This window comes from Ruegeria sp. AN11 (genome assembly GCF_056536005.1).
The window spans coordinates 1,586,839-1,601,083 of sequence record NZ_JBQFJD010000001.1; the positions used below are offsets into that span (position 1 = coordinate 1,586,839).

The 14,245-nt window shown below is 51.7% G+C and carries 12 protein-coding genes; 6 read left to right on the plus strand and 6 right to left on the minus strand.

Annotated elements, in window-relative coordinates; all coding sequences use genetic code 11:
* Positions 1 to 114 precede the first annotated feature (114 nt).
* Together ACR3EQ_RS07860 and ACR3EQ_RS07865 are read left to right on the plus strand one after the other, a co-directional pair.
* On the plus strand, positions 115 to 1,113 hold the full coding sequence (locus ACR3EQ_RS07860) for a lipoprotein N-acyltransferase Lnb domain-containing protein (RefSeq protein ID WP_170609791.1): 999 nt from the start codon (positions 115 to 117) through the stop codon (positions 1,111 to 1,113).
* A gap of 60 nt (positions 1,114 to 1,173) precedes the next feature.
* The gene (locus tag ACR3EQ_RS07865; RefSeq protein WP_170609789.1) at positions 1,174 to 2,292 is read left to right on the plus strand and encodes an alpha/beta hydrolase; all 1,119 of its coding nucleotides are present in this window, start codon (positions 1,174 to 1,176) and stop codon (positions 2,290 to 2,292) included.
* Between the two features lie 260 nt (positions 2,293 to 2,552).
* On the opposite strand, the gene ACR3EQ_RS07870 is transcribed toward ACR3EQ_RS07865, so the two are convergent.
* Positions 2,553 to 2,912: a hypothetical protein gene (locus tag ACR3EQ_RS07870; protein WP_170609787.1), complete on the minus strand. Its 360-nt coding sequence runs from the start codon at positions 2,910 to 2,912 to the stop codon at positions 2,553 to 2,555.
* Between the two features lie 223 nt (positions 2,913 to 3,135).
* Between ACR3EQ_RS07870 and ACR3EQ_RS07875 the strand changes: the two genes are divergently transcribed.
* On the plus strand, positions 3,136 to 4,215 hold the full coding sequence (locus ACR3EQ_RS07875; protein WP_170619466.1) for a DUF2652 domain-containing protein: 1,080 nt from the start codon (positions 3,136 to 3,138) through the stop codon (positions 4,213 to 4,215).
* A gap of 214 nt (positions 4,216 to 4,429) precedes the next feature.
* Here the strand turns inward: ACR3EQ_RS07875 and ACR3EQ_RS07880 are convergent, their stop codons facing one another.
* A complete protein-coding gene (locus tag ACR3EQ_RS07880) occupies positions 4,430 to 4,792 on the minus strand; it encodes a nuclear transport factor 2 family protein (RefSeq protein ID WP_170471409.1) in 363 nt (120 codons plus the stop codon).
* A gap of 389 nt (positions 4,793 to 5,181) precedes the next feature.
* Here ACR3EQ_RS07880 and ACR3EQ_RS07885 point away from each other — a divergent pair, with 389 nt between their 5' ends.
* Positions 5,182 to 6,534, plus strand: coding sequence for a leishmanolysin-related zinc metalloendopeptidase (locus ACR3EQ_RS07885; RefSeq protein WP_480490282.1), 1,353 nt, complete (start codon positions 5,182 to 5,184; stop codon positions 6,532 to 6,534).
* A 410-nt stretch (positions 6,535 to 6,944) separates the two neighbouring features.
* On the opposite strand, the gene ACR3EQ_RS07890 is transcribed toward ACR3EQ_RS07885, so the two are convergent.
* The gene (locus tag ACR3EQ_RS07890) at positions 6,945 to 8,705 is read right to left on the minus strand and encodes an adenylate/guanylate cyclase domain-containing protein (RefSeq protein WP_170619468.1); all 1,761 of its coding nucleotides are present in this window, start codon (positions 8,703 to 8,705) and stop codon (positions 6,945 to 6,947) included.
* 302 nt (positions 8,706 to 9,007) lie between these two features.
* On the opposite strand from ACR3EQ_RS07890, the gene ACR3EQ_RS07895 reads away from it, so the two are divergent.
* Together ACR3EQ_RS07895 and ACR3EQ_RS07900 are read left to right on the plus strand one after the other, a co-directional pair.
* Positions 9,008 to 10,378: an FAD-binding oxidoreductase gene (locus tag ACR3EQ_RS07895; RefSeq protein ID WP_170609777.1), complete on the plus strand. Its 1,371-nt coding sequence runs from the start codon at positions 9,008 to 9,010 to the stop codon at positions 10,376 to 10,378.
* Positions 10,379 to 10,475: 97 nt separating this feature from the next.
* Positions 10,476 to 10,790: a hypothetical protein gene (locus ACR3EQ_RS07900; RefSeq protein ID WP_170609775.1), complete on the plus strand. Its 315-nt coding sequence runs from the start codon at positions 10,476 to 10,478 to the stop codon at positions 10,788 to 10,790.
* 216 nt (positions 10,791 to 11,006) lie between these two features.
* Here ACR3EQ_RS07900 and ACR3EQ_RS07905 read toward each other — a convergent pair whose 3' ends face one another.
* The 3 genes from ACR3EQ_RS07905 to ACR3EQ_RS07915 form a co-directional block, all read right to left on the minus strand.
* Entirely contained in the window at positions 11,007 to 12,155 is a 1,149-nt protein-coding gene (locus ACR3EQ_RS07905; protein WP_170815583.1) for a hypothetical protein, read from the minus strand.
* 857 nt (positions 12,156 to 13,012) lie between these two features.
* Entirely contained in the window at positions 13,013 to 13,222 is a 210-nt protein-coding gene (locus ACR3EQ_RS07910; RefSeq protein WP_170609771.1) for a hypothetical protein, read from the minus strand.
* Positions 13,223 to 13,265: 43 nt separating this feature from the next.
* Positions 13,266 to 14,096, minus strand: a complete 831-nt coding sequence (locus ACR3EQ_RS07915) for a class I SAM-dependent methyltransferase (protein ID WP_170609769.1) — start codon at positions 14,094 to 14,096, stop codon at positions 13,266 to 13,268.
* Positions 14,097 to 14,245 lie beyond the last annotated feature (149 nt).

Below are 14,245 nucleotides of genomic sequence, written 5' to 3' on the forward strand. Positions count from 1 at the left end.
ACAACTGCTCTTTTCTTACAACTGCTCGTTCAAGAAACTGACGATTTGACATCGCGTGGTGCGTTAGTCGTGCTAGCTAAAGATTGCTCACATCATTTGGAGGAGCATTCTAGAATGCGAGTTGTCTTTACGGTTCTAAGTGTTTCAGTGCTTCTTCCTGCCCTGGCTTATTCCGTAATTTGGGGAACTCTCGCTGTATGGTTCAAACTTCCCGGACCTGAGTGGCTAAAGTGGGTCGTTTGCGGTGGTTTCGCAGTCTTCGGCATGGGCACGCTAGTCGCAATGTTTACACGGGCGCGGTGGCGCTGGCTCGTTGTTTTCGCAACAGCTCTTGTTGCACTGAATTTGTGGTGGAACACGCTGGTCCCGCCGTCCGATGGGGATTGGTCTCCTGAGGTCGCGCAACAGGTTACTGGGTCAATTGAAGGGGATATCTTAACCCTAGAGAATGTGCGGAACTTCGATTGGCGAAGCGAAACCGACGTAACGGAGACATGGGAAACACGCAGTTACGATCTTTCGAAGATTGAGACAGTGGATCTTTTTATGTCTTATTGGGGTGGACCATCAATGGCTCATTTGATCTTGAGCTTCGGTTTCGCAGATGGGCAGTACCTTGCGTGGTCGAATGAGGTGCGTCGAGAGAAGGGAGTTTCTTTTTCGCCGGTTGCGGATTTTTTCAAAGCGCACTCGATTGCAGTCGTGGCAAGTGAAGAAAAGGATGTTGTGGGTTTGCGTTCTAACATTCAGAACGCTCGGGTTCACATTTTCAGACTTAGTTCAGTGCCCGGAAATCGCAGGAAGCTTATCGAAGGATATGTTGCTGCGGCGAACGGGGTCGCGGAAAAACCACATTGGTTTCATTCGGTGTTTACCAACTGCTCGCGTTCTGTGGTCCAGCTCGCGCGGTATATTGGAATCAAAATACCTATGGATTGGAGAATTATTGTTAACGGGTATTTTCCTTATTTTCTTTATGATAATGGCGCCATGAATACTGACCTACCGATCGAAGAGATATTTCGATTGGGTGATGTCACTAAAAAAGCTCAGGCCTTCGGCCTGGCGGACGGCTTTTCGGAAGCCATCAGAGAAGGTGTTCCGAGGCCTTAGGACGTGATACTTCTAAATGCGATAACAATCACCCTGGACCAGTCAAATAGGGCTGCTCGTATGACCAAATACAACCAATTGCTCAAGCTCACTCTGCTGATCTTGGGGCTAACGGTTCTGATTAGTGCTTGTTCACGACCTCCTGAATTGGTCGGGATAAAGAATCCAGAGGTCAGCATTGAAGAACAAGTTGGAGTGAAGAAGCAAAAGGTATTCATGGCGACGACCAGGGCAGCAACAGGCGTGCAGGGTGTTTTTTTCTCAGGAGACAGAGCAAAAGAAGTCGGCTTGGCGTCGGTCGATGTTACAATTCCCCCCACGCATAAGATTGGTGAATTGAAACGACCCAGGAAGTTGCCCCCTGATCCCAGCAAGGAGTTCACAATAATCGACCCTATTGTCTATTCGAGCGATGCGGGGTTTGTTTCCGCAGTAAACAAGGAATTGAACTCTCGCCCACCTTCTAAACGCACCATCCTTTTCTTTGTGCACGGCTATAATAACACTACCACTGATGCACTTTTGAGGCTTGCGCAGTTCGTTGAGGACTCTGGATACGAAGGAGTGCCAGTTTTAATGTCTTGGGCGTCTTCTGCTCAGACAACTGGGTATGTCTACGACTTAAACAGCACGCTGATTGCACGCAGTAAACTTCCTGAAATTGCAAGTGTTCTTCAACAGACCAACGCTACAAGTGTCAATATCTTCGCTCATTCGATGGGTTGCCTTTTAACTATGGAAGGTATTGTCAACTCCGTCGAGACTGGTCGCGCGCGAGGCATCACGAAAGTTGAAAACATCATGCTTGCTTCACCAGATATCGATATCGACTTATTCAGAAGCCACATGGAGGCGATCCCACAGTCGATCACCGAGAGAATCTTCATTTTGACGTCAGAAGATGACAGTGCTTTGAACTTCTCACGCCGATTGGCAGGTGGCATCCCTAGGGTTGGAGCATCTGATGCGGAGGAACTTGAAAAAGAATTCGGAGTTCTTGTCATAGACCTATCCGACATTGAGAACTCCGATTCTGGAAGCCACAGCAAGTTCACTGGGTCGCCGGAGGTCGTGCAGTTGATTGGGTTGGGTCTAAATTCAGCGAGCAGATTTGGAACCAGTTCAGCGCCTCCAATCGAACGGATTATGGCGAACTCACCCATTAGAGTGTTTGACTGACGCTAAAATACTATTTGTTCGTCGATGTGGCGACCTGTGATCAGGTATCTATAGACTTCTTGCAAAGTTGCTCGATCGAGTCGTCCGTTGGCCTGAAGCAATTTGCGAAGCCTGTCGCCTTCGATCAATGAGGCGTGCACGACAATACGGAAGAACTGGCAAAACTAAGGACCAACGGGCAGGTCTCTGACAGTCTGCTTTGTCCGCAAGTTTAACGTTAGGCTCTAGTGCTGAAAGTATCCTTAGTTTTTTAGGCCCTCTTATTTGGCGAGGTCTCCGACGATGCCAACTGCGTCGACGACCGTTGACAGGTCATCAGTAACTTCCAAAATCTCATCGTTGACGCGTATGTAACGATTGCCTTTTCCCGGAGGCTTTAATTTCCAGTCTGCAAGGTCTCCAATGTCCGTGTAGTCCAAGTCGCTGGGAAGCTTGGCGCCCCGTGTATATCTCTTTACTTGTCCTGGAGGCACAGCTTTCTGGCCCTTGCCTGGTTTGCGGTCCAGCTGAACTTTCTTGTCTTTTGAGTTTCCGCCTTTCTCTTTGGCGGATGCCAAATCAACGCCTCCAAATGTCAAGCTAAGAGCAAGCAACCAAACGAATACGGAATAGATCTTCACGCGATGTCCCTTCAATTTCACAGAGCTCTTACTAACAATGCACAAGCCACAATTGCTTTGGAAGCATCAAATTATGCAGCAATGATCGATGGTGTTCCAAACCATTGCGCTTGTCGGTCTGACTTTGAAAACGCCTGGACAGTCTGGCCATGATTGATGTGTGCGTGTATTTTTTTGAGCGAGCGCACATATCCGTGCCGAGTACTCTTTGGGGAGAGAGTATATGACGACAACACACACAGGTTATCTGCTTATTGCTGATATTACCGGCTACACACAATTTCTGACTTCTTCAGAAATGGATCATGCCAATCCGATCCTACAATCTCTTCTGGGAGTTTTGCTCGAGCAAGTTGGAGACCCGCTGCATTTCTGGAAAACCGAAGGCGATGCCGTTTTGGCGTATTCGACAAGGCAGGATTTTCCAGCGGGTGAGACGTTTCTGACCATTTGCGAAAATCTCTATAACGCGTTTGCGCTACGACGCCAGGATATAATCGCGAACACAACGTGCAACTGTAATGCTTGCGCAAATGTCAGCACATTGGACCTCAAAATCATCGCCCACCATGGCCAATTCGACGAAATGCAAATGGGTCCTACCAAGGACATATCCGGTGCCGATGTCATTCTAGTCCACAGATTGACCAAGACAGATGTTGCAGAACGTACGGGCATTCGCAGCTATGCCCTCTTCAGCGAAGCAGCCGCAGAGGCCATGGATATCAGTGAAATAATGGAGCCATTTTCGCAGGATATTGAACACTTTGGTGAAGTCCGCATGAAGGTCTATGATCTGGCTAAATCGTGGGAGCGCCTGCGCGCCAACCGCCAACGCCATTATCTCGCCGAAGAGGATGGCGTTTGGACTTTCCGACACCATTTCAACGCGCCTATCGGCGTGGTTTGGGAATTTCTGGTAGCTCCTGAGCTCAAACAGAACTGGATGGACCGCATCAAGACGGTCACGGTGGAAAATCCGCAAGGACGTCTTGCCCCCGGATCTAACTATCATTGCGCTCATGAGCTGGCAGACTTTTATTATCGCGTCACTGATTGGGAGCCGTTTGAGTACTTTTCGACGCGGATCCAAGATCCCGCCCGTCCGCACATCAGTCTGCCGGAAACCTATCATCTGACGGAAATCAATGGTGGCACTGATTTGCGCTACACATTCGGCGAAGCAACTGATGTAGCTGGAAACCGTTCAGAAATCTCGGAACAAGAGGCGGCGGCATTTCTGGCGGAATTTTGGGCTGCGTCCTTTGCGAAAATGGACAAAAAACTCGACCAATCCAATTAATGGCATATGGTGTAATGCCCAGCCTAAGGTCGAATTACCGGTGGATACTAGACCTGTCTTATCCTTAAGGTGGGCGATGGCGTCATAATCCAGCAGCTGTGCCCTCATAGATAATGGTCACGTCACCGCGCTACGTAAGTCACTTTTTAGTAGCGAAACCTTTTAAAGCAAAGCAGTTAGATCGACCCTTAGGCTGTTCCGCACACTCTCAGCATCATGCGTCGAAGTTCCAAATGTCGCGCTGAACCTTCCAGCCGTCGTTGCCTTTTCGAAAGTAAAGAACGTACTTTCCAGCAAGTTCTTGCCCACCCATTGAGCCTGTCAGCGTCCCCATCGTAACTGCAATGTCTCCACTGACATGAGCTGCGGTCGGATTGGCCAAAACGTTCTCCAGGCCACCATCAATTGCCGCCTGCCAATACTCTCGGATGGCAGCGTGGCCAGACATTGTAGGAGCACCAGGTGGCATGAGGGCTCCATCTTCGGCATAAGCGGCTGTTGCCATACCCGCATCCTTAGCATTGATCCCTTCAATGATGGACGCGTCGAGCGCCTTTACACTTTCAACATCTGACATCTTTTCCCCCTAAGTTTACCAGCTGGTGTCATCAGACTATCACAAAAGCCTGTTTCGATGCTCGTCTTCGTATGCCACGTGAGAAATACTTAAATTTGGGAAAGCGAGTTGTCGCGGCTTGGGCCGTCTTGACGCTGCACGTAAGGCGCATGATGGATAGCAGCTTTGTCCGCACAGCCGGTATTCGCTCCTTGTCGTGAACTTCGAATGTCCGCACCGAGCCCATTTTATACCTTTACAGGGGTAGGATTGTGCGACGGCTTGGTTAAAGAACTACCGCTCAATACATAAACTAGACGTTAACGGCATATTCCACGCACATTAAAGCACGTTATTTTATTCTAATAGTCAGATGTATTGGTGGGGGCTTCAATTCGGAGATAGCCAATATGCACGCAAAACGTTTTGATCGAATTCTGTTTGACGACTTCTTTAATGCCATTGATCAATTTATCTTGGAGCAGGCTCACGCTCCCGACGGACCCGAGCCGGTTACGCCGGCAGACGGCCAGATGTTGCGCGCACTCCTTCAGCCCACCACCGCTGAAAATCATGCTAGTGAGAGCTCCATCGATGACAACCAAGTGTTCGACACGGGCAATCCATTCGGCAGCTCTGATGTTGAAGGCAGAGATGGCCTGGGTATCTTTGAGCAGGCTCACGCTCCCACCGGGCTTGAACCGGTTACGCCGGCAGATGGCCAGGCGTTGCGCGCACTCCTTCAGCCCTCTGCCTTCGAAAACCAAACCAGTGTAGGCTCCGACGCAACCTTCGTTGACTACCAAGAGTTCAACATGGGCAATCCCTTCGGCGGTGGTGGCAGCGGCGGTGGCGGTGGTGGTCGACCGGGCGGCGGCGGTGGCGATGATGGCGGTGGTGATGGAGGCGGCGGTGGCAGCACTGTGGAAGCTACCTACACTTCGGGCACTCTCGATACCGGGTTCGACGATACTATCAACGTAGATACCAATCGCGGCACTAGTGATCCGTTTAATTTTCAGATCGAATTTGTAGGAAACGGGTCAGACTGGAACACTTCGATCGCGACAACCATACAAGGCTATGTCGAAGCGGCAGCGGAATTTCTTTCTTCGGTCATTGCATATGGCTTTACGGACGATGACAACGGCTTGAAATCAGATGGTACGGAGTTTGTGCTTGATGACCTCTATGTCGAAGTCAAACTTGAAACCGGTGCGCTGGGTGGAGAGGTTGCATCGGCAAATATTTACGCAGCAAACGACTGGGACGGCAACGGCACGGCTGAAACACCGGCTGGCGCCACCCTTACCATCGACCTTGCCGATGCGGCCTCTCTCGATGCACTCGGCGTGCTTGATGACACGATACTTCACGAGATGATCCACGCGCTGGGATTTGGTACCCTTTGGGATGTTGCGGGCAACGATTTGACAACTAAGTCGAAGGGCAATCTTGTATACACTGGGACAGAAGCTACGACTTTGTATGGAGATAATATTCCGGCGGAAGGCGGTGGCGGGCGCGGCACTTCCGGAGGTCATTGGGACGAGGCAGCCCTGGATGCCGAGCTAATGACCGGGATCGTTGAACAGACCGACACCATGTACCTGGCAGACTTTTCGCTCGCGTCTCTAGAAGACCTTGGGATCTATGAACTCGCTGTCGGATGGGAAGGCGAACTGGATGCTCTGAATGGCTCAAACGCTACGGGCGACGGAATCGATCTGATGGCCTGGTACGACGGTTTTCTTACAGCTTGAACTGCATCAAGTTAATTCACAGCGGTGCCAGTTAGTTCTGGCGCTTCTGTTTTCTTGGAAGCAAAGTTCGCAGCACATTGTGATAGCCAAAGCTGGTTAGTATACAACCCCTTATCCGTTTAGCTGCGTAAATGTTACTAATGGTTGCTTTGTCCGCAAGGCAGAAATTCTTTGCGGTTAGCGACTTGAACAGGTCTGGTTGTTCCCAAGCTAAACTGTGGCCTGCGCAATCAAGTACGGCCAGCGTTGTACGAGGGTATGTATCGCGCAGCGAACGACCGAATCGAGCCCAAAGCAGGCATCAATTGAAGGAAGATTTTGAGTGCCGAAACACCAGCTGAGCAAACGACTGCTTCAAGTCCGGAGCAGACACTCATTTGCTTGATTTTTTGGGTTTATGCGCCGTTTTTCTAGCGCTTCCGGTCGGCTTTCCGCAGACCATCGATTAACAATGCATTGTGTTGGGGAAGGCGATAGAGGACCAAGTCGCCGGACAGGATACTCCCGAGAAAGGCTGGAGCGAAATCTGCGAGCGCCTGTTCGTGTTGTCGACCGATTTCAGGTCGACCGAGATGCGCGGCACTGGCGATCATCACTGCGCGGCGGATCGGAGCGCGGGGCGTCATCTGGATGGCTCGCTCGCTCCATAGCATGGCGTCCTCGAAATCCGCGTCAGCGAAGGCTGCCTGAGCAAGCGACAAGTAAGCGTCGCCGACCCACAGATCCGTGTCACGTGGTGAGAGTTGGAGTGCGAGTTGGGCGTGCTCACGCGCTTCAATGGTTCGACCCACCAAAGACTCGTGCCATGCCAGAAAGAAGATGTTGCGGGCGAAGTTCGGGTTTAGTTGGAAACCCAAGTTAAAGTCGGCCTCGGCACCATCGAAATCGCCGCGGAAGTGACGAACCATGCCGCGGACGGAAAGGGCGCGTGGGTCAAGCTGACCGCCCCGGAATAGGGGCTCAACGCTCTTCTCCGCCATATTCAGTGTTTCAGTTGGGTCCTCATCGAACTGATATAAGTATCGCATTAGGTAGGCATATGCCTTGATCCAATGGGCCTGGACGTTGCGCGGATCGAGATCGATAGCGCGATTGGAGGTTAAAATGACTTCGTCGAATTTCTCCTGGGAGTGGAAGCCACCCGCGTAAAATATTGCCATTGCCTGAAGTGAGAGGTCATACGAGTTGAAGTCGATGCTATGTGCATTGGAAACTCGGCCGATTTCAGCCATAGAGATCTGAGGGGCGATGGCACCGACGACGTTGCGTGTAATTTCGTCCTGCAGCGCGAAAATGTCTTCAAGTGTGCGGTCGTAGCGTTCGGCCCAGACATGTGCTCCATTTGTGCAGTCAATTAGCTGAGCTGTAATACGAACACGGTTGGCGGAGCGCCGAATGCTGCCCTCGAGCATGTAGCGTACACCTAGTTCACGAGAGACCTGGTGATGAGTGACCGGGCGGCCTTTGAACGAGAACGAAGAGTTGCGGGCGATAACGAAAAGCTCTGGGAAGCGCGATAATTCCGTGATGATGTCTTCCGAGACGCCATCGCAGAAATATTCCTGCTCCAGGTCATTAGACATGTTCTGGAATGGAAGGACAGCGACGGAGGGTTTGTGGGCAGGTTGCAACGACATAATCGTATCGTCAGGTTTGTCTTCCATTTCCATTTTGTAAGCGCGCATGGGCACAGGAATGTTTTTTAGTGCGAGGTCGCCGAGGTCGACGAAGGAAATCTTAGTTTTGCCCCGAACTTGCCGGTAGGCGTCGTCAGATATTAGAACGCCGCCCGGCTTGGCCATGCTTTCCAGTCGGGCCGCAAGGTTGACCCCTTCGCCGTAGATATCGCCCTCGTCCAAAATCACGTCGCCAAGATGTAATCCGATGCGGAAGCTGATCCGGCGATTTGCTGGGTTCGCAGCTTCTGCTGCGGAGAGTGCTTTCTGGAGGGCGGCCGCGGCCTCAACGGCAGCAACGACAGAACTAAATAGTGCGAGCAGGCCATCTCCGGTAAGTTTAACGATCTGGCCATTGGCCCCTTGGATGCTTGGGTCGATAATATCCCGACGCAGGTCTTTGAGCCGAGAAAGCGTACCCTCCTCATCGGCCGCCATGAGCCGGGAGTAACCGACCATGTCGGCGACAAGTATAGCGGCAAGTCGGCGGGTCATATGCAATTCCTGTCGGTGATCACCCGTTGAAGCTATCAAGATTGGCAATTGCCTGCCAATAATCGCGATTGAATGTATCGAGCCCGTTGCGGTTGTCCATTGAGTGAGCAGTTTTCCGAGCCCAATGCATGACAGATTAGGCTTATTTCTTATGCTATGTTAGCCTGCCGAAAGATCGCAGTTCATAAGCCGACCAGTGCTTTCTTTGCGATCGGCCTTTATTTTGTGCACCCAGGTCCACTGATCGGCTCTTAGGGAAACCGTCTATTAGGCGGGTGAACTTGAAACGACGGGGGAAGATTATGACAGCCAAGACATTAAGTGAACTCCGTGACTTTTTACGCGGGGAAGTCATAACTGAGGATGACGCCAACTATGAAGACGCGCGTAAGGTCCACAACGGGATGATCGACAAAAAGCCCGCTGTGATCGTGCGGGCCGCCAATGCTGGAGACGTGATGACGGTCGTCAACTACGCGCGCGACAATGGGCACGACCTGTCGGTTCGTGGCGGCGGGCATAGTGGCCCAGGCTTTGGCACAAATGACGGAGGGGTCGTCATCGACCTGTCGCACATGCGCAGCATCCGTGTTGATCCTGGCGCAAAGACAGTTCGCGCCGAGGGTGGCGCAACGTGGGGCGATTTTAACTCTGCTACCAGTGCGTTTGGCCTTGCCACGACGGGCGGCGTAATATCGACGACGGGCATCGCCGGGCTCACGCTTGGTGGCGGGATCGGTTACCTGTCGCGCGGGCATGGTCTCTCTCTTGATAACCTGATTTCGGCGGACGTAGTGACAGCGGATGGCAAGATGCTGATCGCCAGCGAAGACGAAAACGCCGATCTTTTTTGGGCGATCCGTGGTGGCGGCGGCAATTTCGGTGTCTGCACCTCACTCCAGTACAAGCTTCAGCCGGTGGACACAGTTTACTGGGGTCCGATGTTCTTTGAGATCGAAGAGACTGAGACGATCTTCAAGTTCTACCGAGATTACATAAAGACGGCACCGCGCGAGATGGGAGCCTTTCCAGCCTTCCAGATAGCTCCGCCGCTGCCTTTTATCCCAGAAGATCGCCACGGCGACATGTTTTGCGCCATCGTCGCCTGCTGGTCAGGCGATCCGGCAGAAGGAGAAAAGCAGTTCAAGGCATTCCACGAAGTCGCCGAGGTCAAGGCTGAACATGTCGGTCCTGTGCCTTATCCAGCTATCAACGCGGCCTTCGATGGCCTATTTCCAAAGGGCATCCGGCAGTACTGGAAGGGCAATTTCGTCAAGGAACTTACCGATGAGGCAATCGCCGCCCACGTCAAGCACGGGCCCAACGCGCCGACGGTCAGCTCCACCATGCATCTTTACCCGATCGACGGCGCCTGTCACGACGTGGACGCGGACGCAACGGCGTTCGGGCATCGGGATGCCAATTTTTCGATGGTTGTTCTGGCCGCATCTGACGATCCGGCCGACGATGCAGCGCATACCAAGTGGGTGCGTGATTACTCAGATGCGATAGCGCCTTACTCCGAGCCTGGCGGGTATATCAATTTCATGGATGATGATGATGCTGGGCGCGCGCAGGAGAATTTTGGCGGCAACTATGAGCGGCTTCTCAAACTGAAGCGTCAGTACGATCCGGACAACCTGTTTCGCATCAACCAGAACATTGCTCCTTAGATCGAAGGTACTGAATTAGATATGGCCTGCCTTGTCATCTTGGTTGTTGCTGACGGGGCAGGTCAGAACATTTTACACTTATAGAAGGGAACACCTCATGATGATCGCGCGATGGACCTGCGAGGCCAAGTTCGGAATGAAATCAGAGACGTTGGCGCTTCACAAAGAATGGGCCGAGCAGATCGGCTCGCAGACAGATATCGATATGTCGAAAAGCCGGATCTTTACCGGTTCGGTTGGCGCTAAGGAAGCAATCATTCAAGACGAATTCGAGATCGAAAATCTCGCCGAACTGGATGCGTTTTTCAATAAAATCGCTTCGATCAAGATGCATGCCGAATGGGGGAAAAAGATGGGGGAAGTGATAGTTTCCGGCTCAACATATTGGGAGGTTTTTCGCGTCGTGGAGTAAAAGACCTGGATCGCCCAGAACGTCATCCTAGCGGCCGGCTGAGAATAGCTGCTTTGAGCCCAGAGCGGACCAAATAGTTTCGCCTAAGTTTTGTTTTAGGTGGCCCCAAATTGGTGAAAGTGCCATCTAACTAATGGGCCAGTTTCAATCCAACGGGAGGCCGGTACTTTCGAAAATTGCGTCTAAATCCTTACTCTAGCGCCTCTAACTTTACGGTCAGCCGTTACTTGCAAGTTCGTCTTCCGCCTCTCCATCCGGGGTTTGAACTATTCCCTCCGGTTCTCCATCAGCATCATCGTCCTCCTGGCCGTCGGCATAAATGCTTCCGTCGTCCGAAGTGCCAAGTGTGGCTTTTACCGATTCTTCATCGGGATTGGAGGCGCGGACGGCGCCAAGGACGCGGTCTTGCTGTTCCTCCGCGATGATTGTGTCGTCAGAAAAGTCGCCTTTGTAGTGCCCCAACAGGCTGGCTTCCGCGTCATGCACCGCCTCCGCGGCCGCCAACTGATCGTCGGTCGGCTGCCCTATCTTATTTCCGTCTTCATCTGTTGTTACGTCGTGCGCATTTTTCACCGCTTGTGCGGTTTCCAAGTCTTCGGGCGCAATCGTACCGGGGGTGGCCGCCTCATCGGCAAGAACCTGTTCAGCTTCCTCCAGCGTCATCGGAGCCGTGTCCAAATAGTCATACGCCGCAGCAATTTCCTTCACTTCTTCAGGGCTCAAGTCGTAATCTTCACCCATGACATGATTGAAATTTGCGTCGGCTACGGCGAGGCCAGCGGCCAGGCTCACCGGCCCTGTACCTTTCGCATACTGTCCGTTCGCGATATGCGCGAGTTTTGCATTTACACTGGAGTTAATGGCACCATTCAATTTGCCGAGGTTACGCGGGGCAAGCGTGCCATCATCAAGGAGTTTTGCTTTTCTGCTTGGTGGTCTCGGGGATTGCGCGACACTCGCATTACTTGTTCGTGTTGTGGTGGTCCGTGCCTTGTTCCCTTTGAATAGACCTTTGACACCGTTTTGCTTCAGGTTACGGCCCAAGGCCTGAAAGTCTTCCTTCACAGCCCGACCCAAACGACTGCCGCTCTTTGATTTATGACTTTTGCTGGCAGACTTCGTTCTTGTCCCGTTTAGCGTTTTGTCGGAACCCCATCCCTTTTTGGCACCTTTTTCACCGCTGTTGCCGCCCTTTCCGCCACCGTTGCCACCTCCATTATCCCCTTTTCCGCCGCCGTTGCCCCCACCTTTTCCGTTACCATTTTTTGCATATGCGTAATCGGTGGCGAAAACGGTCACGATTGGCGCGACTACAAATGCAGACAGCACGAGTGCGGAGACACTCACTTTAAGGAAGTTCAACACGTAAGAAATCCTTTTTACTTAGCGAAATACAGATTAGCGGCGACGTGCAAATGCCACACTTAAGAGTGTTGTCAAAACGGGGCCAGAATGTGGCAACGATCCGACATTTCGGAGTGGATATTTTTAATTTAACATTAACAGCTTAGCCGTTACTCCCAAAAGAATCACCTGGGAACATAAGACTGTTGACAATGGCGGTAATTTTAAAGTTTTTGTCTCCAAAAGAGATCAAAAAAAAATCGCTAAAACGGAAATAATAGGGGCGTTAACACTCGGTTAATGTGAGGTCTGAAAAAGAATAAATAGTTTTTACGAGTTGACTATGGTTAAGCAAAGCAAAAGGGAGCTATTCCCACCTTTAAACGACGACGAGGTCGAAACGTTTGGGCCGAACAAGAATAGCTCCCTAAAACTTATGATAAGAAAAGCTATATTTGCGGCCCCAATATTGTTGTTTTTTCTTCTACTGGCCTTTTTTCTAAATAGAGCGTCCGTCGCAAGCTATGTATCGATCCTGTAGTAGAAGAAGGCTTTTGCCCTGAGATAGACAATGAGAATCCGCGCTTTTAGACCAAACAGCGAAAGATAGCTCTGTTCGTTCACTCCGTCTGCTGAGCAATCATTCAATTGAATCCGGAGCTCTGCGCCGCAGCAAACGGCCTCTGCGTCTGCACTGCCGTCTTTGGTTCAGCCCTCGACGAATCTCCTCTCTCGTTTCGGCGACGAAAAGATGCGCTTCTTGTGGAACGCGCAATACTCCGGACTTGTCGTACTGGGCCAGCTCAGCGGCCACTTCTGCCACAACCGCTTCAGCAATATCGTCACTCGCCTTTCTGAGGTCCACCTCCCGCAGGTCTTCAAAAACGGCGTTCAAGCACAAAGGCGTCATGACGGCTGATTTGGAAGCCTGCGTCCGTCAGAAGGTTCGAAATTAAGTCTCCATCGCGGAACGAAATCGGCGCCTTCTCCATTGTCGCTTGCGCCAGTGGTCCAAACATAGCCGGCACAATATGGCTGTCACATTTGAGAGTAGCTTCTTTGGTCAGTCGGAAATTGTCTGCTGCCATCAACCTACCTTTCTGGCATTCGCCGATAGTATAGAGTGGTTTATTACTCTGGGAGGCGAGAGTGGATTTCAATCGGAGCAATCAATCCACCGGCGATGTTCCGAACCATGTGTTGAACCTTAAGCGCGGTATCATCGCCCATGATAAGATGAAGACCCAGTGGTGGAGGGCCATCTGCACGGCTTTGCGCGGCAGCCAGATCGGCGAAGAACTGTTTGGCAAATTCAGTGCGGTCGATCCGGTCACTCACCTCGAAACCAACGGACTTCAAAGCAGCCTCATACGTCTCTGGTGATGCAAGTGAGCTTTGATCTGAAGAAAAAGCCCAAGGCGCCGGATAGTCCATTTGTCCCTCTCCGACTAGCATCACATCGTAAATTGCAAAGATTCCTCCTGGCTTGAGGACCCGTTTCGCCTCGCGCGCTATGCCTAGTTTGTCCGCGATGTTCATGCCAACGTGGATCATATAAGCGGCGTCCATGGAACCAGCTTCTATCGGCAAATCGAGCACGCTGCCTTCGATAAGTTGAACCCGATCCGATAACCCTGTCCATTCTGTGAGTGTCCGTCCGGTTTCCACAAACTCAGCGGTCAAATCAACGCCGGTTACGTGCGCTCCGGTAGCTGCCGCGACATAGCGTGCCGGACCGCCGAGACCGCATCCAAAATCGATAACCCGGCTTTCGGGCGTAAGGCCAAGAGCCTTCACAAACGGTTCGGTTGCGAGGCGCCCACCAACGTGAAACTCGTCAACTGGAGCCAAGGCGTCTTGAGAAAATGGTGGGGTTAGGTTCAGCGCAGCGCAACCATCAGAAATCTGCTGGAGCAGGTGTCCGGAATGGTAATGGTGCGCGACTTCATTCGGATTAGTCATTACACAGCCTCTCTAATCGATGCAGTTAGGGTACACGCGGTTATCCGAAATGTCTGCCTTGTCCGCGGTGCGGATGTTCAGCGATAGTTTGATGTCTGTTCTGCTCCTCTTTTCGGAGTTCCATGAACGGTGTAGAAAAAGTCTGTTTA

What these genes read in the sequence shown, in the direction of transcription:
- ACR3EQ_RS07910 (WP_170609771.1), bottom strand. Translation starts at nt 13,222, where the DNA reads ATGGCAGCAGACAATTTCCGACTGACCAAAGAAGCTACTCTCAAATGT.
- ACR3EQ_RS07895 (WP_170609777.1), top strand. Translation starts at nt 9,008, where the DNA reads ATGACAGCCAAGACATTAAGTGAACTCCGTGACTTTTTACGCGGGGAA.
- ACR3EQ_RS07880 (WP_170471409.1), bottom strand. Translation starts at nt 4,792, where the DNA reads ATGTCAGATGTTGAAAGTGTAAAGGCGCTCGACGCGTCCATCATTGAA.
- ACR3EQ_RS07915 (WP_170609769.1), bottom strand. Translation starts at nt 14,096, where the DNA reads ATGACTAATCCGAATGAAGTCGCGCACCATTACCATTCCGGACACCTG.
- ACR3EQ_RS07860 (WP_170609791.1), top strand. Translation starts at nt 115, where the DNA reads ATGCGAGTTGTCTTTACGGTTCTAAGTGTTTCAGTGCTTCTTCCTGCC.
- ACR3EQ_RS07885 (WP_480490282.1), top strand. Translation starts at nt 5,182, where the DNA reads ATGCACGCAAAACGTTTTGATCGAATTCTGTTTGACGACTTCTTTAAT.
- ACR3EQ_RS07875 (WP_170619466.1), top strand. Translation starts at nt 3,136, where the DNA reads ATGACGACAACACACACAGGTTATCTGCTTATTGCTGATATTACCGGC.
- ACR3EQ_RS07890 (WP_170619468.1), bottom strand. Translation starts at nt 8,705, where the DNA reads ATGACCCGCCGACTTGCCGCTATACTTGTCGCCGACATGGTCGGTTAC.
- ACR3EQ_RS07865 (WP_170609789.1), top strand. Translation starts at nt 1,174, where the DNA reads ATGACCAAATACAACCAATTGCTCAAGCTCACTCTGCTGATCTTGGGG.
- ACR3EQ_RS07900 (WP_170609775.1), top strand. Translation starts at nt 10,476, where the DNA reads ATGATGATCGCGCGATGGACCTGCGAGGCCAAGTTCGGAATGAAATCA.